The 26,607-nt window shown below is 69.0% G+C and carries 26 protein-coding genes and 1 tRNA gene; 23 read left to right on the top strand and 4 right to left on the bottom strand.

Annotated features, from left to right (window positions below):
* Positions 1-2,238 (bottom strand): TonB-dependent receptor domain-containing protein, encoded by a 2,238-nt coding sequence (locus E2169_RS03635; protein ID WP_132985214.1) that lies wholly within the window; start codon positions 2,236-2,238, stop codon positions 1-3.
* A 71-nt stretch (positions 2,239-2,309) separates the two neighbouring features.
* Here E2169_RS03635 and E2169_RS03630 point away from each other — a divergent pair, with 71 nt between their 5' ends.
* Both E2169_RS03630 and E2169_RS03625 read left to right on the top strand, forming a co-directional pair.
* The gene (locus tag E2169_RS03630) at positions 2,310-2,711 is read left to right on the top strand and encodes a MerC domain-containing protein (protein WP_132985213.1); all 402 of its coding nucleotides are present in this window, start codon (positions 2,310-2,312) and stop codon (positions 2,709-2,711) included.
* Positions 2,712-2,788: 77 nt separating this feature from the next.
* On the top strand, positions 2,789-2,980 hold the full coding sequence (locus tag E2169_RS03625; protein ID WP_132985212.1) for a 30S ribosomal protein THX: 192 nt from the start codon (positions 2,789-2,791) through the stop codon (positions 2,978-2,980).
* A 95-nt stretch (positions 2,981-3,075) separates the two neighbouring features.
* Here E2169_RS03625 and E2169_RS03620 read toward each other — a convergent pair whose 3' ends face one another.
* Both E2169_RS03620 and hutI read right to left on the bottom strand, forming a co-directional pair.
* A complete protein-coding gene (locus E2169_RS03620) occupies positions 3,076-4,290 on the bottom strand; it encodes a dipeptidase (RefSeq protein WP_132985211.1) in 1,215 nt (404 codons plus the stop codon).
* Positions 4,291-4,304: 14 nt separating this feature from the next.
* Positions 4,305-5,528, bottom strand: a complete 1,224-nt coding sequence (hutI, locus tag E2169_RS03615; RefSeq protein ID WP_132985210.1) for an imidazolonepropionase — start codon at positions 5,526-5,528, stop codon at positions 4,305-4,307.
* Positions 5,529-5,579: 51 nt separating this feature from the next.
* Between hutI and E2169_RS03610 the strand changes: the two genes are divergently transcribed.
* A complete protein-coding gene (locus E2169_RS03610) occupies positions 5,580-6,923 on the top strand; it encodes a formimidoylglutamate deiminase (RefSeq protein ID WP_132985209.1) in 1,344 nt (447 codons plus the stop codon).
* Between the two features lie 159 nt (positions 6,924-7,082).
* On the opposite strand, the gene E2169_RS03605 is transcribed toward E2169_RS03610, so the two are convergent.
* A complete protein-coding gene (locus E2169_RS03605; RefSeq protein ID WP_132985208.1) occupies positions 7,083-8,369 on the bottom strand; it encodes an alkaline phosphatase family protein in 1,287 nt (428 codons plus the stop codon).
* A gap of 277 nt (positions 8,370-8,646) precedes the next feature.
* Here E2169_RS03605 and E2169_RS03600 point away from each other — a divergent pair, with 277 nt between their 5' ends.
* The 20 genes from E2169_RS03600 (at position 8,647) to E2169_RS03505 (ending at position 26,509) form a co-directional block, all read left to right on the top strand.
* Positions 8,647-9,060 carry a hypothetical protein gene (locus E2169_RS03600; RefSeq protein WP_132985207.1) on the top strand — a complete coding sequence of 138 codons (414 nt, stop codon included), beginning with the start codon at positions 8,647-8,649 and terminating at the stop codon, positions 9,058-9,060.
* Between the two features lie 45 nt (positions 9,061-9,105).
* Positions 9,106-9,960 (top strand): VirB8 family type IV secretion system protein, encoded by an 855-nt coding sequence (locus tag E2169_RS03595; protein WP_165942320.1) that lies wholly within the window; start codon positions 9,106-9,108, stop codon positions 9,958-9,960.
* Positions 9,957-10,709: a TrbG/VirB9 family P-type conjugative transfer protein gene (locus E2169_RS03590; protein WP_132985205.1), complete on the top strand. Its 753-nt coding sequence runs from the start codon at positions 9,957-9,959 to the stop codon at positions 10,707-10,709. The genes E2169_RS03595 and E2169_RS03590 overlap by 4 nt, the downstream gene beginning before the upstream one ends.
* The gene (locus E2169_RS03585) at positions 10,706-11,830 is read left to right on the top strand and encodes a TrbI/VirB10 family protein (RefSeq protein WP_132985204.1); all 1,125 of its coding nucleotides are present in this window, start codon (positions 10,706-10,708) and stop codon (positions 11,828-11,830) included. The genes E2169_RS03590 and E2169_RS03585 overlap by 4 nt, the downstream gene beginning before the upstream one ends.
* Positions 11,831-11,850: 20 nt before the next feature.
* Positions 11,851-12,897 carry a P-type DNA transfer ATPase VirB11 gene (gene virB11, locus E2169_RS03580; protein WP_132985472.1) on the top strand — a complete coding sequence of 349 codons (1,047 nt, stop codon included), beginning with the start codon at positions 11,851-11,853 and terminating at the stop codon, positions 12,895-12,897.
* The gene (locus tag E2169_RS03575) at positions 12,894-13,667 is read left to right on the top strand and encodes a lytic transglycosylase domain-containing protein (RefSeq protein ID WP_132985203.1); all 774 of its coding nucleotides are present in this window, start codon (positions 12,894-12,896) and stop codon (positions 13,665-13,667) included. The genes virB11 and E2169_RS03575 overlap by 4 nt, the downstream gene beginning before the upstream one ends.
* A gap of 47 nt (positions 13,668-13,714) precedes the next feature.
* Positions 13,715-14,098 (top strand): TrbC/VirB2 family protein, encoded by a 384-nt coding sequence (locus E2169_RS03570; protein WP_132985202.1) that lies wholly within the window; start codon positions 13,715-13,717, stop codon positions 14,096-14,098.
* Positions 14,091-14,396, top strand: a complete 306-nt coding sequence (locus tag E2169_RS03565; RefSeq protein WP_132985201.1) for a VirB3 family type IV secretion system protein — start codon at positions 14,091-14,093, stop codon at positions 14,394-14,396. Before E2169_RS03570 ends, E2169_RS03565 begins: the two co-directional genes overlap by 8 nt.
* Positions 14,397-14,401: 5 nt before the next feature.
* Positions 14,402-16,831, top strand: coding sequence for a VirB4 family type IV secretion/conjugal transfer ATPase (locus tag E2169_RS03560; RefSeq protein ID WP_132985471.1), 2,430 nt, complete (start codon positions 14,402-14,404; stop codon positions 16,829-16,831).
* Positions 16,832-16,859: 28 nt separating this feature from the next.
* Positions 16,860-17,597, top strand: coding sequence for a TrbJ/VirB5 family protein (locus E2169_RS03555; RefSeq protein ID WP_132985200.1), 738 nt, complete (start codon positions 16,860-16,862; stop codon positions 17,595-17,597).
* 10 nt (positions 17,598-17,607) lie between these two features.
* A complete protein-coding gene (locus tag E2169_RS03550; protein WP_132985199.1) occupies positions 17,608-18,612 on the top strand; it encodes a TrbL/VirB6 family protein in 1,005 nt (334 codons plus the stop codon).
* Positions 18,613-18,832: 220 nt separating this feature from the next.
* Complete coding sequence (gene thrS / locus E2169_RS03545; protein ID WP_132985198.1) at positions 18,833-20,737, top strand: threonine--tRNA ligase; 1,905 nt, start codon at positions 18,833-18,835, stop codon at positions 20,735-20,737.
* A gap of 92 nt (positions 20,738-20,829) precedes the next feature.
* On the top strand, positions 20,830-21,351 hold the full coding sequence (gene infC, locus E2169_RS03540; protein ID WP_370465138.1) for a translation initiation factor IF-3: 522 nt from the start codon (positions 20,830-20,832) through the stop codon (positions 21,349-21,351).
* 230 nt (positions 21,352-21,581) lie between these two features.
* Entirely contained in the window at positions 21,582-21,779 is a 198-nt protein-coding gene (rpmI, locus tag E2169_RS03535; protein ID WP_055249161.1) for a 50S ribosomal protein L35, read from the top strand.
* Positions 21,780-21,792: 13 nt separating this feature from the next.
* Positions 21,793-22,152 (top strand): 50S ribosomal protein L20, encoded by a 360-nt coding sequence (rplT, locus tag E2169_RS03530; protein ID WP_132985197.1) that lies wholly within the window; start codon positions 21,793-21,795, stop codon positions 22,150-22,152.
* A gap of 126 nt (positions 22,153-22,278) precedes the next feature.
* Positions 22,279-23,304, top strand: a complete 1,026-nt coding sequence (gene pheS, locus E2169_RS03525; protein WP_132985196.1) for a phenylalanine--tRNA ligase subunit alpha — start codon at positions 22,279-22,281, stop codon at positions 23,302-23,304.
* 43 nt (positions 23,305-23,347) lie between these two features.
* Positions 23,348-25,726 (top strand): phenylalanine--tRNA ligase subunit beta, encoded by a 2,379-nt coding sequence (gene pheT, locus E2169_RS03520; protein WP_132985195.1) that lies wholly within the window; start codon positions 23,348-23,350, stop codon positions 25,724-25,726.
* Positions 25,727-25,740: 14 nt separating this feature from the next.
* The gene (locus tag E2169_RS03515) at positions 25,741-26,043 is read left to right on the top strand and encodes an integration host factor subunit alpha (protein ID WP_132985194.1); all 303 of its coding nucleotides are present in this window, start codon (positions 25,741-25,743) and stop codon (positions 26,041-26,043) included.
* Positions 26,036-26,392 carry a MerR family transcriptional regulator gene (locus E2169_RS03510; protein WP_132985193.1) on the top strand — a complete coding sequence of 119 codons (357 nt, stop codon included), beginning with the start codon at positions 26,036-26,038 and terminating at the stop codon, positions 26,390-26,392. The genes E2169_RS03515 and E2169_RS03510 overlap by 8 nt, the downstream gene beginning before the upstream one ends.
* 40 nt (positions 26,393-26,432) lie before the next feature.
* Positions 26,433-26,509: transfer RNA gene (locus E2169_RS03505), tRNA-Pro, on the top strand.
* The last annotated feature ends 98 nt before the right edge of the window (positions 26,510-26,607 follow it).

Genomic DNA, 26,607 nt, shown 5'->3' with positions numbered 1-26,607 from the left:
CTAGAACAGCACGCGCACGCCCGCGCTCACGCCGCGGCCGGCCAGGGGCGCGAGATCCTTGAGGAAGGAGGTGTGCGCGCGCGCTTCCTTGTCGAGCAGGTTGTTGCCGTTGACGAACAGCTCGACGGCGTTGCCGCTGGCGGTGTCCATATGCCAGGCGAGGTTCGCATGCACCAGGGTGTAGCCGGGCGTCGCTTCTTCGAACTCCGCGACATCGTCCTGGCTGGCGTAGCGCACCGCGCCGATCCCCGCGCGCCAGTGGTCGCTGGTCCAGCGCAGGTCCCCGCCAACGCGCGAGGGTGCGAGCCGCGGCAGGTTGCCGGAGAGCGGCAGTTGCGCACTGTAGTCATGGCTGTGGCCACCATGCGGGACCGAAATATCCACCGTGCGCGTGCCGTGGCCGGCGAGCTTCCCCCGCACCACGTCGCCGAAGGCCCGCAGGGTCCACGCGCCGCTGCCGTTGTCGATGAAGGTCCACTCAGCTTCCACCTCGCCACCGCTGAAGCGGGCGTCGGCCTGGTGCCAGGCGCGAACCGGCAGGCCGCCGTCGACGATGCCGGTGTCGGCCAGGTGGATGAAATCGTCGTAGCGCACGTGGTAGAGCGACGCTTCCAGGCGCAGCGGCCCGCGGTGCCAATGCAGGCCGACCTCGGCACGGTTGGCGGTCTCGACGTCGAGACCGGCATCGCCGAACTCGTGGCTTTGCGTCGCCACGTGCATGCCGTTGGAGTACAGCTCTTCGGCGGTGGGCGAGCGCTGCGCGCGGTCGAGGCCGAACGACAGGTGCATCTCCGGATTCAGGTTCCAGCGCGTGGCCAGGGACAGGCTGGTGGTGTCGAAGTCGCGCGAAGGGCCGGCGTCGGCGGCGATGTCGATGCTGTTGCGGTCGTGGCGCAGGCCGAGCTCGAGGTTGGCCGGGCCGAAGTCGCGCTCGCCGATCCAGAACACGCCGGCGTCCCTGGAATCGGAGTCCGGCACGAAGGCCTCGGCGCCGACCGCGGCGAAGTCGCGCTGGGACCACTGCGCGCCGAACGCGCCCTCCCAGCCGCCCAGCGACCCGTGCACGAGTTCCAGCCGGCCTTCGACCGTCGTGTTGTCGAACACCGTACCCACTTCGGTGCCCTCGTACTCGGTGTGGGTGTAGTCGGTGTGTGCGAGCTTGACGCGCAGGCTCTGGAAGGGACCGATGTCGTCGACGCCGCCCCGGATCTCGCTGCGGCGCTGGTCCATCACGACGTGCACGCCGCCGTCGTCATGATCAGCGTCATCGCCGTGGTCATCGTGGTCATCGTGCCCGTGGTCGTCCTCGACATGGACATGCCCGGGCACGCCGTAGCGCGTGTTGAACAGGCTCTGGCCGATGCCGATGAAGCCGCGGTCGCCGATCCAGGACAGGCCCAGCGCGCCGCTGTCGGTGCGCACGAAGCTGTTGGGCAGGCGGCCGCGCGCGTCCTCGTGCCCGGCCTCTTCGTGGTCGTCGTGGTCATCATGGTCGTCGTGGCCGTGCTCCCCGCGCAGCGCCGCGCTCTCCGCGTAGCCGGGGATGTCGATGTCGCCGGTCTCGCGGTGCAGGGCGTCGATGTGGAACACGAAGCGGCCCGAGGCGGACGTACCGTCCAGGCGGAGCATGCCGGTGCGCTCGTCGTTGACGCTGCCGGCGCGCAGCTCGGCGCGGCCTTCCAGCGGCCGCGCGGTGGCGGCCTCGGGGATGCGCCCGTCGACCACGTTGACCGCGCCGCCGATGGCGCCGTTGCCGTAGAGCAGGGTGGCCGGACCCTTCAGTACCTCGATCTGGTTGGCGAGGAAGGGCTCGATGCTGACCGCGTGGTCGACGCTGACGGTGGAGACGTCGCCGGCGGCGAGGCCGTCGCTGAGCACCTGCACGCGCGCGCCCTCCATGCCGCGGATGATCGGGCGACCGACGCCGGCGCCGAAGAAAGAGGACTGCACGCCGGGCAGGCGCGAGACGGTTTCGCCGATGGAGTTGGCCTTGGCCTCGTCCAGGCGCTCACCGGCGAGCACCGCCACGGGGCGGGCGAGATCCTCGGCGGTGCGGTGGATCGGGTTGGCGTGGACCCGGATGGCGTCGAGGTCGGTGACGCCGTGGTCGTGGCCGGTCCTTTCCGGGGCTGCCTCCTGCGCAGCGGCCGGGAGCGCGGCCAGCGCCGCGAGGACGGCGCCGGCGAGCAGGGCGGGGCGGAGGCGGAGGCGGGAGGCGTTGCGGACGTTCTGGGGCATCATTGGAGACCGTGCTTGAAGTTGATTGGAATGTTATACTGTTTCAACTCTCCTGCCACCCCTCGGAAGTCATGGCCTCATCCTGCAACCTCAGTCGAGCTGACCGGATCGGTTTCGCAGCCTCGTTCGTGTGCGCGTTGCATTGCGCGCTGGTGCCGCTGGCTCTGGCCCTGATGCCGACGCTGGGGCTGTCCGTGGGCGGCTGGGTGGACATCGACCAGGCGGTCACCGTCTTCGCCACCCTGCTGGGCACGACCACGTTGGCCATCGGCTACCGTCGCCACCGCGTCTTCCACGCCTGGATGCTGCTGTTCCCGGGCCTGGCGCTGGTCTGGATCGGCGCGTTCAGCCCGCTGCACGACCACGGCATGCTGCATGCGGGCCTGATGACTGTCGGTGGCCTGATGATCGCCGGCGCGCACCTGTTGAACCTTCGCCTGACCCACGCCGCTGCGGTCCGCCAGCCGGCGTGAAACCCGCGTCCGTGCTAGGATTCGCGCCCTGCGGCGTGCACGGGCGCGCCCACCGAACGAACCACCAGGAGCAACAGATGGGCAAGGGCGATCGCAAGACGGCCAAGGGCAAGCGCTACAACTCCAGCTACGGCAACGCCCGCAGCCACGTCACCGACAAGGCGACCGGCGCGACCGCCGCGCCGGTCGTGAAGAAGGCCGGCGCCAAGACCGTGGCCAAGGCCCCGGCGAAGAAGGTCGTGGCCAAGAAGACCGTCGCCAAGGGCTGAGCCCCGGGCCAGCTTTGACGCAGCGAAGCCCCGCGGATGCGGGGCTTCGTCGTTCATGGACCTGCAGGAGCGGCTGTGGCTGCGGTCAGGTCAGGTCAGGGGACCTCCGCCCCCGCCTCGATCTTCGCCCACACGCGCATCAGGTTGCCCCCGAGGATCTTCCGGATGTCCTCGTCCGAATGTCCGCGCGCCTGCAGGCCGGCGATGAAGTTGGGGAAGTCGGCCACGGTGCGCAGGCCCTCGGGCAGCTCGCCATCGACGCCGTCGAAGTCGGAGCCGATGCCGACGTGCTCGATGCCGATCAGCTTCACCGCGTAGTCGATCTGGTCGAGCACGTCGCTGATCGGGGCCTCCACCTTGGGATGGTCCAGCGCCCACTGCGCCTCGAAGGCCTTGCGATCCAGCGCGGGGTCGCCGGCGGCGACGCGCTCCGCACTGCGGCGGTCGAAGGCCAGGGATTCGCGGAACCAGTCGCGGGTGTTGGCGGCTGCCTGCGGGTTGACGAAGGCGGTGCCGAAGGGGATCTGCACCACGCCGCCTTTCGCCGCGATCAGCTTCGCCAACTCGTCGCTGAGGTTGCGCTCGAAGTCGGGCGTGAAGTGGCGCAGCGCAGAATGGCTGGCGATCACCGGCACGCGGCTGAGTTCGACCGCCTGGCGCAAGGCATCGTCGGAGACGTGCGAGACGTCGACCATGATCCCTAGCCGGTTCATCTCGGCGATCACCTCGCGGCCGAAGGGGCTGAGCCCGTTCCAGCGCTTCTCGACCGTGTACGACGAGTCGGCGATGCGGTTGTTGCCGCTGTGCGCGAGGGTGATGTAGCGGACGCCGCGCTCGTGGAAGAACTTCAGCTGTGCCAGGTCCTCGCCGATCGGCCCGCCGTTCTCCATGCCCAGCGGCAGCAGCACGCGGCCTCCTGCGCGCAGGCGTTCCACGTCACCCGGCGAGGTGAGGATGGCGAAGCGGTCGGGATGGCGCGCGACCAGCGCCTCGATCGCGTCGATCTGGATGTTGGCCGCCTGCCACGCGGCGCCGGACTCGTCCTGCCGCGCAGAGGTGTAGATCGACATGAAGGCCACGTCCAGGCCGCCTTCGCGCGCACGCGGGTAGTCGAACTCGCGGTCGGGCGCGGCTTCGCCGAGATCGGCCCAGGAGCTGACGAGTACTCCGGGCGCATCGATGTGGGTATCGACGATGAGCGCGTCGGCGGCCAGGGCGCGGGCGGCGTCGGTGGCCTGTGCGGACACCGGTGCAGCCAGCACGAGTGACAGGGCGAACGCGAGGGCGGCAAGCGGCGGGGCAGGTGTCATGCGGATCTCCGGGTTCATGCGACGCGACGGCCGCTGCAGTGGACGGATGCGGCGAGGTCGCCGCCAAGCCAGTAGCACAGCGCGGCGGGCTCGCGCACGCGCCAGCGCACGAAGTCCGCGCGCAGGCCCGGGCGCAGCGCGCCGCGGTCGTCGAGGCCGAGCGCCCGCGCGGCGTGCACGGTGGCGCCGAGCAGCGCTTCGGCGGGCGTGAGGCGGAAGTGCGTGCATGCCAGCTGCATCGCCTGGCGCAGCGACAGCAGCGGCGAGGTGCCGGGGTTGCAGTCGGTGGCCACGGCCATCGGCACGCCATGCTCGCGGAAGGCGTCGATCGGCGGCAGGGTGGTTTCGCGCAGCACGTGGAAGGCGCCGGGCAGCAGCACCGCCACGGTGCCCGCCGCGGCCATCGCGCGCACGCCGGCCTCGGACGTGTGCTCGACGTGGTCGGCGGACAGACCGCCGAATTCCGCCACCAGCGCCGCGCCTTCGCCGTCGCTGAGCTGGTCGGCGTGCAGCTTCACCGGCAGCCCGAGCGCGCGCGCGGCCTCGAACACGCGCCGGGTCTGCGCGGCCGTGAAGCCGATGCGCTCGCAGAAGGCATCGACTGCGTCGACCAGGCCTTCCGCGTGCAGCCGCGGCAGCCAGTCGCAGACCGCATCGATGTAGCCGTCAGGGTCGCCGGCGAACTCCGGCGGCAGCGCGTGGGCGCCGAGGAAGGTGGTGCGCACCGGGATGCCAAGCGTTTCGCCCAGCTCGCGCGCGGTGCGCAGCATCTTGCGTTCGTTCTCGAAGTCCAGGCCGTAGCCGGATTTCACTTCGAGCGTGGTCGCGCCGTCGGCGACCAGGGCACGGGCACGCGGCAGGGACTCGGCCAGCAGTGCCTGCGCATCCGCGGCACGGGTGGCGCGCACGGTCGACACGATGCCGCCGCCGGCGCGCGCGATGGCTTCGTAGCTCGCGCCCATCAGGCGCTGTTCGAACTCGGCCGCGCGGCTGCCGGCGAACACCAGATGGGTGTGGCAGTCGACCAGGCCGGGCGTGACCAGGTCGCCGCCGGCGTCGATGACTTCATGGGCCAACACATCGGGCGGCGCGGGCAGCGCTTCGACGGCGCCCGCGTACACGATCCGCCCGTCGCGCCAGCCCAGTGCGCCGGCGTCCACCAGGCCGTAGCCCTCGATGGCATCGAGCGTGGCCAACTGCGCCCCGACCAGCAGGCCGTCCCAGCGCTCAGCGGCCAAGGGCTGCGGCCTCCGGCGAAAGCACGGTGTTGATCGCGTTGTGCGGCATGGATCGAACTCGGGTGGCGTCGACGCGGTAGCCTATCGCACCCTCCGCCGGAGCGTTCCGCCATGCCTGTCAGCCCCCCCCCGCCCGCGCCTCACGTCCGCCAGGTGGACGCCGGCTGGCAGCTGCCCGGCATCGCCAACCTGCACTCGCACGCCTTCCAGCGTGCCATGGCCGGCCTGGCCGAGCGCCAGACCCATCCCGAGGATTCGTTCTGGACCTGGCGCGACACCATGTACCGCATGGCCGCGCGCTTCGATCCCGACTCCCTGCACGCGGTCGCCAGCCAGCTGTACGTCGAGATGCTGGAGGCCGGCTACACCACCGTGTGCGAATTCCACTACCTGCACCACGCGCCAGACGGCCGGTCCTATGCCGACCCTACGGCGATGTCGCAGGCGCTGATCGCCGCCGCGCGCGACGCGGGCATCCGACTGACCCTGCTGCCGGTGCTGTACATGGCCGGCGGCTTTGATGGCCGCGCGCTGGGCGAGCGCCAGAAGCGCTTCGGCCATGACGTCGACGGTTACCTGCGCCTGTTCGAGACGCTGCACGCGCAGTCCAGCGACACGCTCCGCGTCGGCTGCGCACTGCACAGCCTGCGTGCGGTGCCGGCCGATGCGATGCACGTCGTGCTCACCGCACTCCCGGCGGATGCGCGCGTCCACATCCACATCGCCGAACAGGTGGGCGAGGTGCAGGATTGCCTCGCGATCCGCGACCGCCGCCCGGTGGAATGGCTGCTGCAGAACGCCGAGGTCGATGCGCGCTGGACGCTCGTGCATGCGACCCACCTCAACGACTGGGAGGTGGCCGGGATCGCGAACAGCGGTGCCACCGTGGCCATCTGCCCCACCACCGAGGCCAACCTCGGCGACGGCCTGTTCCGGCTGCGCGATTACCTCGCGGCCGGCGGCGCCTGGGGCATCGGCTCGGATTCGCACATCTCGGTATCGCCGGTGGAGGAGCTGCGCTGGCTGGAGTACGGCCAGCGGCTGGTGTCCCGCCACCGCAATATCGCAGTGCGCCCGGACTCGCCGAGCGTGGGCGAGACGCTGTTGGGCGGGGTGCATGCCACTGCGGCCAACGCCACCGGCTTCGAAGACACGCATGACGATGTCGTGGTGCTCGACGCGCAGGCGCCGATCCTGGCCGGGGCGGGCGCTGAGGACCTCGCTGATCGCTGGATCTTCAGCGGCAACCGGCCCGTGGTGGTCGAGGTGGAGGTCGCCGGGAGCACCGTGGTCAGGGGAGGTCGGCACCGCGATCGCGACGCGGTGGCCGCGCGCTTCCACTCCGCGATGGCCGGGCTGCTTGCATCCTCGCGACACCGGTTCACCACTCCGTAATTCCGCTGCTCCACGTGTGCGTCGCCGCCGCAGGAACTCCTCAAAGGCACTGGTTGGCGAGTACCGGTTGCAGGGCGCAATGGCGATGAGCCTGCGCCAGCGTGACGGCACGCTGTTCTTCGAAGCAGGGTCGCGCCCACCGCGCCACGCCCACGGCGCTCAGTCGGCCGTCGCGGGCGCCAGCGCGGGCAGCAGGGCCGCCGGATCGCCGTCGTTGTCGGCGGCCGGGATGCCGAGCAGCCGCGCCAGCAGCGGATACACGTCGACGTTGTCGATGGGATCGATCACGGCGCCCTCGTGGAAGGCGGGGCCCGAGGCGATGAACACCGCCCGCATCGACGGCAGCGCCGGGTCGTAGCCGTGCGACCCGCGCATGCCGCCTTCAGCACGTCCCTGCAGCATCCGCGGCAGCAGCGCATCCCAGCCCTCGTCCATCTGGCAGACGATGGCCGGCACGCGCGGGTGGGTGCCGTAGTGCCAGCGCGCGGGCAGCTCGTCACGGCGCCAGCATTCGTAGTGGTCGTGGCGCCCGAGCAGGCGCGCTTCCACCTCGGATTCAAAGCCGGGCCTGGGCTGCACCTGGACGACCTGGCCGATGCTGGCCAGCTGCGCCTGCTCCATCGTCACCATGTCGCCCACGGAGACCTGGTTGCCGGGCGGTACAGCGGCCATGCCGTGGTCGGAGACCAGCACGATGTTAGTGTGCTGCAGTCGCCCGCCGCGCTCGAGTGTGGAGAACAGCCCCCCGATGGCGGTATCGATGTCCACGAGCGCGGCGCGCGCCTCGTCGGAATCCGGGCCGAAGGTATGGGCCGCCGTGTCGACCGAGTGGAAGTACAGCGTGGCCAGGCGCGGGCGGGTGGCGTCGTCTTCCAGCAGCCAACCGGCCACCGTGTCGGCGCGATCGGCCGCCGTGATCGTCTCGTCGTACAGGTGCCAGCGCGTGGGCCGCACCCCGGCGATCTCGGCCTCGGAACCCGGCCAGAACATGGTGGCGGTGCGCGTGCCGGCTTTCTCCAGGCCCACCCAGATCGGCTCGCCGCCCCACCAGTCGCCGTTGCCCACCGCGTCGCGGTCGGACAGGCGGAAGGTGCCCAGGTCTTCGTCGTGCATCGAGTTGTGGACGATGCCGTGGCGGTCCGGGCGCAGGCCGGTGACGATGGTGTAGTGGTTGGGGAAGGTGAGCGAGGGGTAGGAGGGCGTCATCCAGCGCGCCTGCACGCCGCCGGCGGCAAGGCGGGCGATGGTGGGCGAGTCGGTGGTGTTGATGCGGTCGGGGTGGAGGCCGTCGATGGAGATGAGCAACACCGGGTCCGGCGCGGCCGTTTGGGCGCCGGGTGCGGGCGACGGGGTGATGCCCGGGCCGGGGCTGCTGCAGGCCGAAAGGGCGAGCGCGGCGGCGAGGATGGCGGCAAAGGGGGCCGCGGTTCGGAGATGGATAAGCATGGGCCGATGATAAAGGGCTTGGATGACAGCTTGTATTCGCTGTTTGCTGCCTGAAACCGCAGTAGGAGTTTTCCTTTCTCTGGCCGAAGTCACATAACTGCGCGCGAACACGTATTGAACCCGGGGTGATGCGGGGTTAGCGTGGAGTCATGGCGCGAGGGGAGAGAGCGCGCTGGCCGCAGCACGACGCGGCACCAGGGAGTTCCACGGCCGAGGACAAGGATCGTTCCGGCCTCTTTTTATTCGCGTGTCCAGCGCAATGGCCAGGGAGGGTGGCATGGACATCAGGTTGTCGAAGCTTGCATGCATGGCGGTCATTGGCGCGTCGCTGGTAACCAGCGCCTGCGCGGGCCACGAGGCGCGTGACTTCTCCGGGCGTTGGGCACCGGTCAACAAATACGCCGAACACACCGAAGCGATTCCGCTGCGCGGCGCCTACGTGTTCCAGGCCTCGCCGATGGACCGCACCCTGCGGACCCTGCTCGCGCGCTGGGCGCGCGACAGCGGCGCCGAGCTCGACTATCGCCACCCGTCCGACTTCACCCTGCACCAGCCGGTCCGCGCCGTGCGCGCCTACAGCATCGCGGATGCGGTGGCGCAGCTGGACAGCGCCTTCGGCCTGCACGGAGTCGTGATGCGGATGGAGGGGCACCGGCTTGTCGTCGCCGCGGGAGGTGGCGGGGAAGGCTAGCGGACGCACTCGAAAACCAGACACGGACCTTGCATGGATTGCAGCATGTTCGACAAGAAGCCATCGGGGCCGGCGACCAGGGATGCGGTCGCCGCCGCGGTCAACTACGAAACCAGCATCGCCGACCTTGCGCTTCGCAGCGAGCGCCGCGCGTGGTGGGTGGCTGCGATCGCATCGGTGACCGCACTGCTGCTGGGTGCCGGCTACCTCCTGGTCATGCCGCTCAAGGAGCGGGTGCCCTTCCTGGTGATGGCCGACGCCTACAGCGGCAATGCCACCGTCGCGCGGCTCGATGCCGACTTTCGCCACCGCAGCATCACCGCCAGCGAGGCGATCGCGCGCGCGAACGTCGCGCGTTTCGTGAGCCTGCGCGAGTCCTACGACGTGGCAATGATGAACCTCCGCGACTGGCGCGCGGTGCACGGCATGTCCGCGCCCGAGGTGGGGCGCGAGTACGCGGCGCTGCACGCCGCCAACAATCCAGGCAGTCCATACAACACTTACGGTCGCAGCCGGGCGATCCGGGTGCGGATCCTCAGCATCCAGCTCGTCGACGGCCGCGGCGGCGGCGCGGACGGTGCCACGGTGCGCTTCCAGCGCAGCATCTACGACAAGGCGAGCGGAGCGACCCGCCCCCTCGACAGCCGCATCGCCACCATCGGCTTCACCTACAACCTGGCCTTGAAGCTCGACGAGCCCGACCGGCTCGAGAATCCCCTGGGTTTCCAGGTCACCAGCTACCGGGCCGACAACGACTACGCGCCGCTGCCGCCGGCCGAGGCGGAGCCGGAGCCGGCTTTCGTGGATGCAGCGGCGTTTCCCGATGGCCAGCAGATGGATGCCGCGGAGCTCGCGCCCGTCGATGGCCCCGATCCGCATGCCGGAGCAGCACAGCCATGAACCTCGTCCCCGTGTTTCTTGCCGCCTGCCTGCTCGCGCCGCCCGCCGCCGCACAGCCGGGTCCCGCGCCCCAGGTCGACGTCTACGACTATGTCGTCGACGGCGTCTATCCAATCCGGGCCGCGCTTGGCATCACCACCCAGGTCGAGCTTGATCCCGCCGAGGAGATCCTCGACTTCAGCACCGGGTTCAGTACCGGCTGGGACCTGATCCGCCGCGGAAACGTGTTCTACCTCCGGCCGCGCGGCGTCGACGTGGACACCAACATGCTGGTGCGAACGCAAACCCATGCCTATATCTTCGAACTGAAGGTGGTGGCGACGGACTGGACCACGCTCGAGCAGGTCCGGCGCGCAGGGGTGCAGTACAAGGTCGCCTTTCGCTACCCGGCCGATGCGAGCTTCGCCGCGCCGCTCGAGGCGGTCGCCGACCTCGGCCAGAGCACCGGGCTCGAGAAGGGACGCCACTACAACTTCGACTACGATGCCGCCGCGCGCCGCGCCCCGCCATGGCTGGTTCCGGTGAACGTCTATGACGACGGTCGCTTTACCTACCTGCGCATGGGCGGGCAGGCGGCGCTTCCCACCGGTACGTTCCCGGCCGTGTTCGCACGCCGGGCGCGCGACGGCGAAGAGTTCGCCGTCAACACCACGGTCGAGGACGGGGTGCTGGTGGTGCACGGCACCTATCCGTTCCTGGTCGTGCGCCACGATCGTGACGTGGTTGGACTGAGGAGGAATGCGCGATGACCGGCGCGGAACGGACCCGGGATGGGACGGCCGGCGGCCATTACGCGGCACAGCAGGCGGCGCCGGATCTCGATGCCGCGGCTCCGGCGCTGCGGGTGGAAGACGTGCAACGGCTCAACCGCAAGGCATTGGTGTTCCTCGCGGGCATCGTGCTGCTCCTTGTGCTTGCGATCGTCGGCATGATGCGTGCGGTCGGCGGAGGCGGAGACACCGCCGTCGCTCCGCGCGAGCAGGCCGTGGTCATTCCGGACCTGCCGCGGGTGGCGGCAACGCCGGCCACAGCGTCGCTGCCACCGCCGATCGCCATGGAGCCGGTCCCGGTAGTGCCGATGCCGCAGCCGCCGGCGCTGCCGCTGGCCGGACTTGTCGTGCCGTCGCTGGCACCGCAGGGTCCGAGCCTGCTGGACCGGCGCACCGCCGGGGGAGAGGCCCCGCCTTCGGGCGACCCGTACATGCAGGCCATGCTGGCTGGCCTGCAGGGTACGGAGGCACCGCCGCCGCCGGCGGATCCGGCCACCGCGGCCAGGCCGATCCTGCGCGCCGACTCGTTGCTGGTCCGTGGCACCTATATCCGCTGCGTGCTGGAAACGCGCATCGTCACCGACATTCCCGGCTTCACGTCCTGCGTCGTCACCGAGCCGGTGTATTCGATCAACGGACGCCGGTTGTTGCTGCCCAGCGGCTCCAAGGTGCTCGGCCGCTACGATTCCGAGCCGCGCGGCCCGCGCGTGGCCGTGGTCTGGGACAGGATCACCACGCCGACCGGCATCGACATCCGCATGGCCAGTCCCGGTGTCGACGGCCTCGGCGGGGCCGGCCATCCCGGCCACTACAGCGCGCACTGGGGTTCGCGCATCGGCTCGGCGCTCCTGGTCAGCATGATCAGCGACGCCTTCAAGTACGCGGCGGCGAAGGAAGGCCCCACCGGCGCCGTGATCGGCGAGGGCGGCGTTGTCGTCCACTCGCCCTATGAAAGCGCGACCGCGCGCAGCATGGAGCGGCTGGCGAACCAGGCGCTCGATGCCCGCCGTCCGCCCACGGTCACCATCCAGCACGGCACCGTGCTCAATGTCTACGTCGCCCGAGACGTCGATTTCTCCGCGGTGGTGGCGCAGCTGTGATGGCCGATGGCACCCGCGCGATGGATCGTGAGCAGGTGGCCGGGGTTGCCGCAGGCTTCCTCGATTACCAGTACCAGGTGCTGGGAATCCTGGAGCACATGGCCTCGACGGACGTCACCGAGATCTGTATCAACCGTCCGGGCGAGATCTGGCTCGAGACGCGCGAAGGCTGGCAGCGGGTGGCGGTGCCCGGCCTGAGTTTCGAGCGGGCGCGCCAGTTCTGCACCGCGGTGGTCAACGAGAGCAATACCGGGCAGCGCATCACCGATGCCGAACCCGTGGTGTCGCTGACCTTCCCGACCGGGCAGCGTGCCCAGTTCGTGATCCCGCCGGCATGCGAGGCCGGGACGGTGTCGATCACCATCCGGCTGCCCTCGTGCCACGTCCGCCGCCTCGAAGACTACGAGGCCGACGGCTTCTTCTCGTCGATCCGCACCGCCGGGGGCCTGAGCGAGGGGCAGCGCGAACTGCTTGGCCTGCATGCGGACGGAGATCATGCGGAATTCTTCCGGCGCGCGGTCCAGCTGCGGCGGAACATCGTGGTGTCGGGCGCCACCGGCAGCGGCAAGACCACCTTCATGAAGGCGCTGGTCGAGCACATCCCGGCCGCCGAGCGGCTGGTCACGATCGAAGACGCACGCGAGCTGTTCATCAGCCAGCCCAATGCCGTGCACCTGCTGTATTCCAAGGGTGGGCAGGGCACGGCGAAAGTCACGGCCAAATCCTGCATGGAAGCCTGCCTGCGGATGAAGCCCGACCGGATCATCCTCGCCGAGCTGCGTGGCGACGAGGCCTTCTACTTCATCCGCAACTGCGCGTCCGGGCATCCCGGTTCGATCACCAGCTGCCACGCCGGGAGCACCGCGCAGACCTGGGACCAGCTTGCACTGATGGTCAAGGCATCGGCTGAGGGTGCGGGGCTGGAGTTTTCCACCATCCGCAGGCTGCTGGCCATGAGCATCGACATCGTCGTCCACATCGGCAGCGGTGGTGGCCGGCGGCACATCACGGGCATCGAGTTCGGCGGGGCTTGCGCGGACGCGCTGGCCGGGGAGGCTGCGGCATGATCCCGGGCCTGGAAATGCTGGCATGCCAGGACCTGGCGGTGCCGACGGAGATCATGGAACACGTGGTGCGCGTGGAGTCTTCGTTCAACCCCTATGCGATCGGAGTCGTGGGCGCGCGCCTGGCGCGGCAGCCGCGCAGCCTGGACGAAGCCGTCGCCACCGCCTCCCGGCTCGAACTGGATGGCTACAACTTCTCCTTGGGGCTTGCGCAGGTGAATCGCCACAACCTCGCGGCCCAGGGACTGTCGAGCTATGAGGACGCTTTTGCCGCGTGCCCGAACCTGGCCGCCGGCGCGCGCATCCTCGCCGACTGTCATGTACGGGCCGGTGGAGACTGGGACAAGGCGTTCAGCTGCTACTACTCGGGCAACTTCGTCCGCGGCTTCCGCGACGGCTACGTGCAGAAGATCCGCAGCTCCATGGTCGCGGCCGGTCTGGATCTTGTCGGGGAGCTGATGGCGGCGATCCCGCTTGCGTCGGGGGCGCCGCGGCGAGCGACACCCAAAGGCGTGGCCGCGGATCTGCGTGAACGCCGCGCTGCCGGGCCGGTGTCCGTCCCGGCGAGGCCTGATCCACCAGGCAGCTCCTGGAACCTGCCCCTTGTCGGCCAGAACCAGGGTGAGGACGGCCCGGGCGCGGCCTTTCCCGCGAGTGGACTGGATGGAGCTCCGTTCGTGCCGCAGGTCACCGGCCCAGGGACGGCGCAGGCGTTGCCTTCGTCGCCATCGCCATCTCCAGGGCGCGCGGGCGACTCCGCGTTCGTCTTCTAGCCGCGGTGGATGCCGCGGTCCCAACCACCCAGAGCAAGGAAGCAAGCATGGATACCAATACCTCCGACACCAGTTGCACGCGCCATCACCGGCAGGGCCGCATCGCGGCAGGATTCGCGGCACTCCTGGCAGCGGCTCCGGCCGTGGTCCTGGCCCAGGGCTTCGGCGGAGCCGACGCCAAGGTTTGCGGCTTCTTCGACAACGTCAACGGCCTGCTGAACATGGCGTCGATCGCCGTGGTCACCATCGCCATCATCTTCGCCGGCTACCAGATCGCCTTCGCGCACAAGCGCATTTCCGACGTGGCGCCGATCCTCGTCGGCGGGCTGCTGATCGGCGCCGCCGCGCAGATCGCGCGCATGCTGCTGGGTCCGGAAGCGGGCGAGTGCACGGCGATGCTCGACGCGCTGGTTCCGGTGTTCCATGCGTAAGGACGTGCTCTTCCGCGGATGCACGCGGCCGGCCATGTTCCTTGGCGTGCCCTACGTGCCGTTCTTCATCGGCGCGGGGGCATGCCTGCTGCTTGCGGTGTACGTCAACCTGCTCCTGCTCGTACTGATGCCCCTGGTGATACTGGCCATGCGGCAGATGGCGCGCCGCGACGAGATGGTGTTCCGGCTGCTGGGGCTGCGCTGGCAGCTCCGCGCCAGGGTGCGCAACCGCGCGCTGCGCGGCGGCGACTGGTCCTTCGCGCCGATCGCCGGGCGCGATCCCGGGACGCGCCGGTGAACGCGGTGCTTGCCGATGTCGCCGTCGGTGGCTTCGTGCCGCTGTCGAGCCATGTCGCCGATGACGTGGTCAAGACCACCGGCGGCGATTACCTGGTCGCGTGGCGGCTCGACGGACTGCCGTTCGTCGGGCGCGAGGAATGGGAGCTGGAGCATCGGCATGCGACCTTCAACCGCATGCTGCAGACGCTGCGCGCGCCGGACTTTGCGAACGTCGCGTTCTGGACCCACGACATCCGCCGGCGCCGGAAGATCCAGGGCGGCGGGCACTTCGACGGCGCCTTCAACCAGGCGCTCTCGGACGCGTACTTCGCGTCGCTGGCGGAGAAGGAGTCGCTTCAGAACGAACTCTTCCTGACCATGATCTACCGCCCCGTCGTGGCCGGTCGCCGCCTGGTCGAGCGCTCGGCGGACCTTGCGCGCCTCCGGGTCATCGAGCGGCAGGCCGTCGATCGCCTGCATGAGCTGGCGGGCAACGTCGAGGCCGTGCTCAAGGACTACTCACCGCGACGCCTGGGGACGTATGAACGCGACAACGGCGTCGTGTTCTCGGAAGTGCTCGAACTCTATGGTTACGTGTTGAATCGTCTCGACGAGCCGGTGCCGGTATTGCCGGCGGCCATCGCCGACTACCTCCCAACCAGTCGCCACACCTTCTCCGCGCGGACGGGTGACTTCGTGGTCGCCACGCCTTCGGGCGGCCACCATTACGGCGCCATCCTCAACGTGAAGGAGTACACCGACGCCACCTGGCCCGGGATCCTCAACGGCCTGAAGTACCTGGGCTTCGAGTATGTACTCACGCAATCCTTCAGCCCCATGGGGCGGCAGGACGCCCTGCGCGTGCTCGACCGCACCAAGGGCATGATGGTGTCGTCGGGCGACCGGGCGGTCAGCCAGATCGCCGAGCTCGACCAGGCCATGGACGAGCTTGCGTCAGGCAACTTCGTGCTTGGCGAGTACCACTTCTCGTTGGCCATCCATGCCGGCAGCCAGGAGGCGCTGTCGCGCCACGTCGCCGATGCGCGCGCCGAGCTTTCGAATGCCGGCTTCGTGTCGGCCAAGGAGGACCTGGCGGTGGCGTCGGCCTTCTACGCCCAGCTGCCCGGAAACTGGCGCTACCGGACGCGGCTGGCGAACCTCAGCTCGCTCAATTTCCTCGGCCTGTCGCCGCTGCACAACTTCGCCACCGGCAAGCGGACGCGCAATCCCTGGGGCGACTGCGTGACCACGCTGCAGGCGAGCAACGGCCAACCCTATTACTTCAACTTCCATGCCACCCATCCGGCCGAGGATTCCCTCGACGAGAAGGCGCTGGGCAACACCCTGGTGATCGGCAAGTCCGGCACCGGCAAGACAGCGCTGGTCAATTTCCTGCTCGCCCAGTCGCAGAAGCTCGATCCCGCACCCACCGTGTTCTTCTTCGACAAGGACCGCGGCGCGGAGATCTTCGTGCGTGCATGCGGCGGCAACTACCTCGCGCTCGAGAATGGACGCCCGACGGGTTTCAACCCCCTGCAATGCGAACGCAGCGAAGCCAACGTCCAGTTCCTCGCCGAACTGGTGAAGCTGCTCGCCGGCAAGCCCGTCTACACCGCGCGCGAGGACGAGGACGTGCACCGGGCGGTCGAAGGCATCCTCGACACGCCCATGCACCTGCGCAGCATGGCGAACCTGCAGAAGAGCCTGCCCAACATGGGCGATGACGGGCTCTACGCGCGCCTGCGAAAATGGACCGCGGGCAACAGCCTGGGCTGGGTGTTCGACAATCCCGAAGACACCGTCGACCTGTCGCGCGCGAACATCATCGGCTTCGACTACACCGAGATCCTCGACAACGCCGAGGTCAGGGTGCCCGTGGTGCGCTACCTGCTGCACCGGCTGGAAGGGATCATCGACGGCCGGCGCCTGGTCTACGTCATGGACGAGTTCTGGAAGATCCTCGAAGGCGGCGGTGCGCTCAAGGAGTTCGCGCGCAACAAGCAGAAGACCATCCGCAAGCAGAACGGACTGGGGATCTTCGCCACCCAGAGCCCGGAAGACGCGCTGGCCAGCGACATCGCCGCGGCCCTGGTCGAGCAGACCGCCACCCTCGTCCTGCTGCCGAACCCGAACGCCAGCCGCAAGGACTACGTCGAAGGCCTGAAGCTCACCGACGCCGAGTACCGGGTGGTGGTCTCGCTCGACGAGCGCTCGCGCTGCTTCCTGGTCAAGCAGGGTCATGCCTCGGCGGTGTGTCGCCTGGACCTGGGAGGCATGGACGACGTGCTCGCGGTGATCTCGGCATCCACCGACAACATCGAAGTCATGCACCAGGTCATCACGGAAAGGGCCGTCGCCATTGGCGCGCCCGCGGACGCGCTGCGGCCCGAGCAATGGCTTGCGGAGTTCCAGCTGCGACGCAAGGGCAGGCGTGCGGACGTATCGGTCGCGTAGGACATCGTTTCAACCCAAGGAGTGGGACATGGACGACAGGGAAGTCGGGGGGCCGCGCAGGCGGTGCGGTCGAAAGGGTGGGCTGGTACTCGCGCTCTGCGGTGCATTGGCCGCTGGCCCGGCGATGGCGCAGTGGGCGGTCGTCGACGTACCGCACACGGTGAAGACAGCGCTCGGCTGGGTGGCACAGTACCGGCAGATGATCGAGGACTACCAGCGCCAGCTCGAGCAGCTGCAGACGCTGAACAAGCAGTACGAGCAGGCCCTGGTGACCGGCACGGCCTACTCCGGCAGCGCCGGGCATCGCGAGAACTTCGAGAAGCGCGACGCGGACGCCGACCTCGTCAAGCGCTGCGGTACCGGTCCTGCCAGGCACGCGAAGGGTGAGGAACAGTTCGCCTACTGCACGTCCATCGTGCGCACCGAGAACCGCCGCTTCAACGCGATCGTGGACATGCTCGAGGTCGTCAATGACCGGGACGAGGAATTGCGGGCGGCCTATGCCGAGCGCGAAGCGATCGGCAAGGAGGAGGAGGGCAAGCTCGCGTCCAACACCAACCGGATCCTGTCGATCCAGGGCCAGCTGCAGAACGACGTGCAAAGCGGCGAACGGCTGATGGCCGCGTACGACACTGCACTGCGCGCCCTGCGTGAAAACCATGTTCGCGTGGCCAATGAGGCCCTGCAGGGACAGCCGGGTGGGGCGCTGGTCCAGGGCGTGGCGCTGAAGCTCGCACTGCGGGCCGCTCGCGAGCGGGACCGCTGAGGAGCCCGCGATGGCGATCGACAGCGTGGCGTGCCTCATGACGGTGGCCATGGACTGGGCGCAGGCACAGTCGCTGCCCAACATGGTGTTCTTCCACGAGATCAACAGCTTCCTCGACGACGAGATCGGCGAGTTCGCCGGCAACCTGCTCGGGCGCGTGGTGGTCGTGGCCGGGAGTGCCGCGCTGACCCTGCTCACGCTGTGGATCCTGGTACAGGGCTACCGCATCGCCACCGGCCTGTCGCGCGAGCCGATGATGGCCCTGGTCGGGGATTCGCTGAAGGCGGTGCTGATCATCGGCATCGCCACCGGTTCCGCGGCCGGCACCGGATCGATCTATCGCGTGCTCACCGATGGCCTGGCCGGGGTGGTGTCCGAAGTCGTGACCGGACAGGAAGGGAGCGCCTACCAGGATATCGACAAGGCGCTGGCGATCATGCAGGTGGCACTGGAGGTGATCGGTGCCATCGACGAGGGTGGCGATCTGCTCACCGAACAGCGGAAGTCGCGCGCAATGTGGTTCACCGGCGTCGGCCTCGGCGGTCCCGCGATCGTCGCGGCTGGCATGCTGCTGCTGAACAAGGTGGCGATCGCGCTGGTGATCGGGCTGGGGCCGATCTTCATCCTGTGCCTGCTGTTCCGCGGCACGCGGCAGCTGTTCAGCAAATGGCTGTATTACGGACTGGGCACGCTGTTTTCCCTGGCCCTGCTCACGGTCATGGTGACGCTGGCGATGGACATGCTGATCGCCGTCGGCCTCGCGTTCTGGGTGGCGGATCTGGTCGGCCTGCCCGGGACGCAGGAGAGCCTGTCATCGATGGCGATGCAGCAGGGTGGCATGGGCATCATCCTGACCATGCTGATCGTCAGCGCGCCGCCCATGGCGGCGATGTTCTTCAACGGCGTGCTGGGCCAGTTCTCTCCCTACAACGCCGTCGGCGTCGCGACCGGGGGCGGCGGAGCACCGCCCCCGGGTTCGGGACTGCCGCCCGGGGTGGCGGGGCGGGGTGGCTGAGCGGGGTCGTGCCGCCATTGAGGGTCGCCATTTGGGCTAGAATCGGGAGAGCTTCATTCCGGAACAAGGTGGCCCGCGCCCAGCGCCGGCCGAGCGTGCGACATGAGCACTACCACCGCCCACTGCTGATACCTGCCCGCGGCCGATCCGGAAGGCGCCTGCGTGGCGCCTTTTTGATGCCCGCGGGTACGCCCGCCACAGACCAGACGCCCCTATCCAGATGATCACGATCACCCTCCCGGACGGCAGCCGCCGCGAGTTCGAAGCCCCCGTCACCGTCATGCAGGTCGCCGAGTCCATCGGCCCGGGCCTGGCCAAGGCCACCGTGGCCGGCAAGGTCGACGGCCGCCAGGTCGACGCCTCGGACATCATCGACCGCGACGCGAGCCTTCAGATCCTTACGCCGAAGGACCCCGAGGGCGTCGAGATCATCCGCCACTCCTGCGCCCACCTGGTCGGACACGCGGTCAAGCAGCTGTACCCGGACGCCAAGATGGTGATCGGGCCGGTGATCGAGGACGGCTTCTACTACGACATCTGGCGCGAGCAGCCCTTCACGCCCGACGACATGGTGGCGATCGAGCAGCGCATGCGCGAGCTGATCGACACCGAATACGACGTCATCAAGCGCATGACCCCGCGCGACGAGGTGGTCGCCACGTTCGAGGCCCGCGGCGAGGACTACAAGCTGCGCCTGATCGACGACATGGGTCCCGAGGTCACGGCCATGGGCCTGTACCACCACCAGGAATACGTCGACATGTGCCGCGGCCCGCACGTGCCGAACACGCGCTTCCTGAAGGCCTTCAAGCTGCTGCGCACCTCCGGCGCCTACTGGCGCGGCGATGCGAAGAACGAGCAGCTGCAGCGCATCTACGGCACCGCATGGGCCGACGCGAAGCAGCTCAAGGCCTATGTGCTGCGCATCGAAGAGGCCGAAAAGCGCGACCACCGCCGCATCGGCAAGCAGCAGGAGCTGTTCCACCTGCAGGAAGAGGCCCCGGGCCTGGTGTTCTGGCACCCCAAGGGCTGGGCACTGTGGCAGGTGGTCGAGCAGTACATGCGCGGCGTCTACCGCTCGAGCGGCTACGGCGAGGTGCGCTGCCCGCAGATCCTCGACGTCAGCATGTGGCAGAAGTCCGGCCACTGGGACAACTACAAGGAGAACATGTTCTTCACCGAGTCCGAGAAGCGGACCTATGCGGTGAAGCCCATGAACTGCCCCGGCCACGTGCAGGTGTTCAACCAGGGCCTGCACAGCTACCGCGACCTGCCGATCCGCTACGGCGAGTTCGGCGCCTGCCACCGCAACGAGCCCTCGGGCGCGCTGCACGGCATCCTGCGCGTGCGCGGCTTCACCCAGGACGACGGCCACGTGTTCTGCACCGAGTCGCAGATCGAGCCGGAGGTCACCGCCTTCCACGCCCAGGCGATGAAGGTCTACGCCGATTTCGGCTTCACCGACGTCCAGGTCAAGCTGGCCCTGCGCCCGGAACCCCGGCTGGGCGACGACGCCACCTGGGACAAGGCCGAGGCCGCCCTGCGCGCCGCGCTGTCCGCCGCCGGGGTCGAATGGCAGGAGCTGCCGGGCGAGGGCGCGTTCTACGGGCCCAAGGTCGAATACCACCTGCGCGACGCGATTGGCCGCACCTGGCAGCTGGGCACGATGCAGGTCGATTTCATGATGCCGGGCCGTCTTGGCGCGGAATACGTCGACGAAGCCAGCCAGAAGCGCACGCCGGTCATGCTGCACCGCGCCATCGTGGGCTCGATGGAGCGCTTCATCGGCATCCTGATCGAACAGCACGCCGGCGCCTTCCCCGCCTGGCTGGCCCCGGTGCAGGCGGTGGTGATGAATATCACCGACGCCCAGGCCGACTGGGCCGAGGACATCCGGAAAACCCTTGCAGATCAAGGCCTCCGGGTCGAATCCGATTTGCGGAACGAGAAGATCGGCTATAAGATCCGCGAGCACACGCTGCAGCGCGTGCCGTACCTGCTCGTGGTGGGGGACCGCGAGAAAGAACAGGGCACGGTCGCCGTGCGCACGCGTGCCGGAGAGGACCTCGGCTCGATGCCGCTGGCCGATTTCATGGCCCGGATGCACGCGGAGAGGGGTCCCTGAGTATCATATAGCCCGATGCCTGCCATGCGGCAGGCGTCGTGGGTCCCGGACACGGGGCCCTGCCAGGACGTTCCACCCACGGAGATCGCAATATCAGTACCCCGGACAAGCAGAACCGCAGGAATCTAGAAATCCGCGTGCCGCGCGTGCGCGTGATCGGCTCGGATGGCGAAATGATCGGCGTGCTGACGCGCGATGAAGGCATCGCCATGGCCGAGGCGGAAGGACTTGACCTGGTCGAGATCCAGCCCAACGCCGATCCGCCGGTCTGCAAGGTCATGGACTTCGGCAAGTTCAGGTTCGAAGCCCAGAAGAAGGCGAACGAAGCCAAGAAGAAGACCCGCCAGGTCGAGATCAAGGAAGTCAAGTTCCGTCCGGTGACCGACGAGGGCGACTACCAGATCAAGCTCCGCAAGATGCGCGGCTTCCTGGAAGAAGGCGACAAGATCAAGGTCAACATCCGCTTCCGTGGCCGTGAGATGAGCCACCAGGAGCTCGGCCGCGGCATGGCCGCGCGGATCGAGGCCGACCTGGGCGAGGACATCGTCATCGAGTCCAGGCCGCGCCTTGAAGGCCGGCAGATGGTGATGATGATCGCGCCCAAGAAGAAGTAGGCCGCGGGGGCAGGACGGGGGCGACCCCGCCGCGAAGCCCATGATTTGCAACAGGAACGATAACGCGTGCATAATGCGCGGCTCGGTTCGCCCGTACTGCGGGTGGGCCGGTTGGACCCGCCTCGGCTCCCTTCGGGACCCGGGGCCATCAAACAGGCAAGGGCAGGACGGAAAGCGTGGCGCGAGCCACCGCCCGGGCCAGTAGAAGACGTACCGACAAGGACACAGCAATGCCCAAGATCAAGACGCATCGGGGCGCGGCCAAGCGCTTCCGGAAGACCGCTTCCGGAAAGTACAAGGCGGGCCATGCCAACCGCAGCCATATCCTCACGAAGAAGGCGACGAAGCGGAAGCGCAACCTCCGCCAGACGAACCACATTCCTGCATGCGACAGCGGTCGTCTCGATCGCATGCTGCCGTATCTCTGAGGAGGACTGAACAATGGCACGAGTCAAGCGTGGCGTGCAGGCGCGCCGCCGTCACAAGAAGGTCCTCAAGCAGGCCAAGGGTTACTACAACGCGCGCCGCAAGGTGTTCCGCGTTGCCAAGCAGGCCGTCACCAAGGCCCTGCAGTACGCCTATATCGGTCGCAAGCAGAAGAAGCGCAATTTCCGCTCGCTGTGGATCACCCGCATCAACGCCGCGGCCCGCATCAACGGCCTGAGCTACAGCCGCTTCATGAACGGCCTGATGAAGGCCGGCATCACCCTCGACCGCAAGGTGCTGGCGGATATCGCCGTGCACGACGCGGCGGGTTTTGCCGCGCTGGCCGAGAAGGCGAAGGGCGCGCTCGCAGCGTAAGTTTGTCGTGCGCCGGCGAGGTTCAGTACATGGAACCTTCGCGGGGCGGACGTACAACGCAGTAAACGCATGGGGAAGGGCGCAAGTCCTTCCCCATGTTTCGTTTTGGCCTCAGACGGTGCCCCGATGACCCAGATCGAACACATCCGCGAGCAGGCGCTCGCCGACATCGCCGCCGCCGCCACGCCCGACGCGGTCGAGGCGCTGCGCGTGGCCCTGCTCGGCAAGAGTGGCAGCGTCACCGCGCAGCTGAAGTCGCTGGGCGCGCTGCCCGGCGACCAGCGCAAGGCGGCCGGCGAAGCCATCAACCGCGCCCGCGACGCCATTGGCGCCGCGCTGGCCGCGCGCAAGGCCGGACTCGACGCCGCTGCGCTCGAGGCCCGCCTGGCGTCGGAAACCATCGACGTCAGCCTGCCGGGGCGCAACGGCGACGCCGGCGGCCTGCATCCGGTCAGCCGCACCATGGAGCGCATTGCCGACATCTTCGGGCGCCTGGGCTACGAGCTCGCCGACGGCCCCGAGATCGAGGACGACTGGCACAACTTCGAGGCGCTCAACTTCCCGCCGCACCATCCGGCGCGCGCGATGCACGACACCTTCTACATCGCCGATGACGGCAGCGGCGACCGCCGCGTGCTGCGCACCCACACTTCGGGCGTGCAGGTGCGCTACATGCAGGACCTGCTTGCGGCCGGTGGCCAGCCGCCGCTGCGCATGATCGCGCTGGGCAAGGTCTACCGCAGCGATTCCGACCAGACCCATACGCCGATGTTCCACCAGTGCGAAGGCCTGCTGGTCGAGGAGCGCGCGAGCTTCGCCGACCTCAAGGGCACGCTGTCGGAGTTCGTGCGCGCGTTTTTCGAGCGCGATTTCGAGATGCGCTTCCGCCCCAGCTACTTCCCCTTCACCGAGCCCTCGGCCGAGGTCGACATCGCCTGGGCGCAGCCCGACGGCAGCACCCGGTGGCTGGAGGTGCTGGGCTGCGGCATGGTGCATCCGAAGGTGCTGGCCAACGTCGGCATCGATCCGGAGCGCTACACCGGCTTCGCCTTCGGCATGGGCGTGGAGCGCTTCGCGATGCTGCGCTACGGCGTCGACGACCTGCGCAGCTTCTTCGACAACGACCTGCGCTTCCTGCGCCAGTTCGCGTGACGCCCAAGCGTCGCCCCCACGAACCTGCCATCCGGGTGCTGCAATGAAATTTTCCGAGAACTGGCTGCGCCAGCACGTCCCCACCGGGGCCACGCGCGATGAGCTGGCAGCCACGCTGACCGCCATCGGCCTCGAGGTCGAAGAGGTGACGCCGCTGGGCGAGGCGCTCGATGGCGTGCTGGTCGCGCGCATCGTGTCGGCGGAAAAGCATCCCGAAGCCGACCGCCTGCAGGTCTGCCAGGTCGATGCCGGCGCCGCCGGCATGCTGCAGATCGTCTGCGGCGCGCCCAACGCGCGCCCCGGCCTGGTGGCGCCGCTGGCGACCATCGGCACGCAGGTGGGCGAGCTGACCATCCAGGCCGCGAAGCTCCGCGGCGTGGAGTCCAAGGGCATGCTCTGCTCGGCGAAGGAGCTGGGCATCGACGCTGACGCCTCGGGACTGCTGGAGCTGCCGGACGATGCGCCCGTGGGCGCGCCGCTGGCCGGCTACCTCGGCCTGCCCGACGCGAGCTTCGAGCTCAAGCTCACCCCCAACCGCGCCGACTGCTTCAGCGTGCGCGGCATCGCCTATGACGTTGCCGCGGCTTGCGACGGCGCGGTCGCGGAGCTCGATGCCGCACCGGTGGCCGCTGCCAGCGACGCCACGGTCGAGGTGAGGCTCGACGCCGGCGCCGACGCCCCGCGCTACCTCGGCCGCGTCATCGAAGGCATCGACGCCACCCGCCCCACGCCGGTCTGGATGGCCGAGCGTCTGCGCCGCAGCGGCATCCGCCCGCTGTCGCTGCTGGTGGACGTCACCCAGTACGTGATGCTGGAGCTGGGCCAGCCGATGCATGCCTACGACCGCGAGCTGCTGAAGGGTCCGGTGGGCGTGCGCCGTGCGCGCAACGGCGAGTCGCTGGTCCTGCTCGACGGCCGGGAGGCCGCGCTCGACGATGGCTTCCTGGCCGTTACCGACGCCGATCGCCCGGTGGGCCTGGCCGGCCTGATGGGCGGCTTCGACACCCGCGTCACCGACGCCACGCGCAGCGTGTTCCTCGAGGCCGCGCACTTCGCCCCGGCCGCGATCATCGGCCGCGGCCGGCGCCTTGGCCTGCACACCGATGCCGGCCACCGCTTCGAGCGCGGCGTGGACCCGGAGCTGCCGCGCACTGCGATCGAACGCGCGACGCGGCTCATCCTCGACATCGCGGGCGGTACGCCCGGCCCGGTCACGGAGGCCGTGCTTGCCGACGCGCTGCCGATGCCGACGACGATCCTGCTGCGCCGCGCCCGCCTGGCGCGCGTGCTTGGCGTGCAGGTCGACGACGCCGAGGTCGAACGCATCCTGCGCGCGCTGGGCCTGGGCGTGGACGCCGCTGCGGACGGCTGGTCGGTGACCGCGCCGACCCGCCGCTTCGACCTTGCGATCGAGGAAGACCTGATCGAGGAGATCGCGCGCATCCACGGCTATGACGCCGTGCCGACCACGCTCCCCGGCGGTTCCACCCGCCTGGTGTCGCCGCCGGAAGGCAAGGTGCCCGAGCACGACCTGCGCCGCGCCCTGGCCGGTCGCGGCTATCTGGAAGCGATCAACTACGCCTTCGTCGACGCCGGCCTGCTCGAGCGCTGGCAGGCCGACGAAGGCCTGGTGCCGCTGGCCAATCCGCTGAGCGCCGAGCTGGGCGTGATGCGTCCGCGGCTGCTGCCCGGACTGGTCGACGCGCTGGCGCGCAACGCTGCGCGCCAGCAGGGGCGCGTGCGCCTGTTCGAACTCGGCAAGGTGTTCGCCGCCGCCGAGACCGCCGGCGAAGCCCCGCGCGAAACGCCGCGCATCGCCGCGGTCGCGACCGGGGACGTGGTGGCCGAACAGTGGGGCCTGCCCGCGCGGCGCGTCGACTTCCACGATCTCAAGGGTGACCTCGAAGCGCTCGCCTCGCTGTCCGGAGCGCGGCTCGCGTTCCGCCCGGCATCGCCGCCCTGGGCGCACCCCGGCCGCGCGGCCGAGGTGCTGCGCGCCGGCGTGGTGGTCGGCGCGATCGCCGAGCTGCATCCGCGCCTGCAGCAGGCCTTGGACCTGGATCACGCCGTGGTGGCGTTCGAACTCGACCTGGGCGCCCTGGTCGTGCGCGATCTCCCGCAGGCGAAGCCGCTGTCGAAGTTCCCCTCGGTGCGTCGCGACCTCGCATTCATCGTTGCCGAGGGCCTCGCCTGGCGGGAGCTCGAAGCCACCGCGTCCGCGGCCGCCGGCCCCTGCCTGCGCAGCCTGCGCCTGTTCGACGTCTACGCCGGCAAGGGCGTGGAAACGGGATTCAAGAGTGTCGCCATGGGCTTGATTCTGCAGGATGATTCGCGCACGCTGACAGACCGCGATGTGGATGCGGTGGTGGCCTCGGTCACCGATGCGGTCTCGGGTGCGCACGGCGCAAGGATCAGGAGCTGACCAGGGGGGCTGGCATGGCGTTGACGAAGGCGGAAATGGCAGAGCGACTGTACGAAGAGGTAGGCCTGAACAAACGCGAGGCGAAGGAATTCGTCGATGCGTTTTTCACTGCGCTGCGCGAAGCGCTGCAGGGTGGGCGCCAGGTCAAGCTGTCCGGCTTCGGCAACTTCGACCTGCGCCGCAAGAACCAGCGTCCCGGCCGCAACCCCAAGACCGGCGAGGAGATCCCGATCTCCGCCCGCACCGTGGTCACCTTCCGCCCGGGCCAGAAGCTCAAGGAGCGCGTCGAGGCCTACGCAGGAGCCAGCCGTGCTTGACCCCGGAAGCAACCGCGAACTGCCGCCGATCCCGGCCAAGCGCTACTTCACCATCGGCGAGGTCAGCGAGCTCTGCGACGTCAAGCCGCACGTGCTGCGCTACTGGGAAACCGAATTCCCCAGCCTCAGCCCGGTCAAGCGCCGCGGCAACCGCCGCTACTACCAGCGCCACGACGTGCTGATGGTGCGCCAGATCCGCGGCCTGCTGTACGAACAGGGCTACACCATCGGCGGCGCCCGCCTGCGCCTGGAGGGCGAGGGCGCGAAGCAGGAATCCGCGCTCAGCACCCAGATCGTCCGCCAGGTGCGGATGGAGCTGGAGGAAGTGCTGCAGCTGCTGCGGCGCTGAAGCTCCCCAAGCGCGGCCGCGACCGCTATAATTCTCCGACCGGGGTATAGCGCAGCCTGGTAGCGCACTTGTCTGGGGGACAAGTGGTCGTCGGTTCGAATCCGGCTACCCCGACCATCCGATTCCACGAAGCCCGCCACAAGCGGGCTTCGTGCTTTCCGCCCTTGGGGGAACCAAGCGCGCGCGTCGCGCTCCCAGGATGACCCGACGCGGAC

The organism is Luteimonas terricola (genome assembly GCF_004352845.1).
GTDB classification, from domain to species: Bacteria; Pseudomonadota; Gammaproteobacteria; order Xanthomonadales; family Xanthomonadaceae; genus Luteimonas; species Luteimonas terricola.
Note: the sequence above shows the minus strand (reverse complement) of the source record. Positions and strands in the feature narration are given on the sequence as shown.